The following is a 709-nucleotide window of genomic DNA, read 5'->3' as shown; positions in this document are numbered from 1 at the left end:
CCGCCGCGCTGGAGGCGTTGCTGAGCGCGCAGAGCTGGGACGGTGCGCCGTTCGCGGCGGCCGACACCGCCCGGCGCCGGATCGCGCGGGTGACCGGGTTGGCGCCGACGCCGGCGGCGGCGCACGAGTTGACCGATGCGTTGGGCGAGGCGGCGGAGGCGAGCCTCGGGGTGGGTGATCTGCCCGCGGCCCGCGGGTACGCGCGCCGGCTCGCGGCGCATCCGCTGCTGGCCGAGGACGGCCACCGGGCGACCAGCCGGCTGCTGGTGGCCGGATCGCTGGCCGTCGACGTCGACGAGGTGCTCGCCGCGAGCGTCCGGTTCGCCGACGGCTGGCGGCGTGCCGGTAGCCCGGCCCAGCCGGCGTTGGGTTCGGCGGCGGCGGGGGTGGCGATGATCCACGGTCTGCGCGGCGACCGGGCGGCGGCCGACAAGTGGCGGGCGGTACTGGACCGGCTGGGTGCCGGGGCGGGCCGCAGCCACGGGTACGGGGCGGTGTTCGACGCGATGCTGCTGCTGCACCGCGGCGAGGCGGCCGCGGCGGTCGACCGGCTGGCGCCCGAACCGGACCAGGTGTGGCGGTGGGTGACGTGGCTGTGGCTGCACTGGTACGTGGCGCTGGGGGCCGAGGCCGCCGCGCTCGCCGGCACCGCCGACGCCGCGGCGAGGGTCGCCGCGGCCGGCCCGGTCGTGGCGGGCAACCCGGTCGC

1 pseudogene is annotated in these 709 nt (G+C 79.4%); it reads left to right on the top strand.

Features of this window, described 5'->3' with window-relative positions:
- Window positions 1-709 (top strand): annotated as a pseudogene (locus tag NUM_RS33520) (ATPase); the annotation flags it as partial.

This window comes from Actinocatenispora comari (genome assembly GCF_017312725.1).
In the GTDB taxonomy this organism is placed as follows: domain Bacteria; phylum Actinomycetota; class Actinomycetes; order Mycobacteriales; family Micromonosporaceae; genus Actinocatenispora; species Actinocatenispora comari.
The sequence above is the reverse complement of the archived record's forward strand: the minus strand, read 5'-3'. Positions and strand labels throughout refer to the sequence as shown.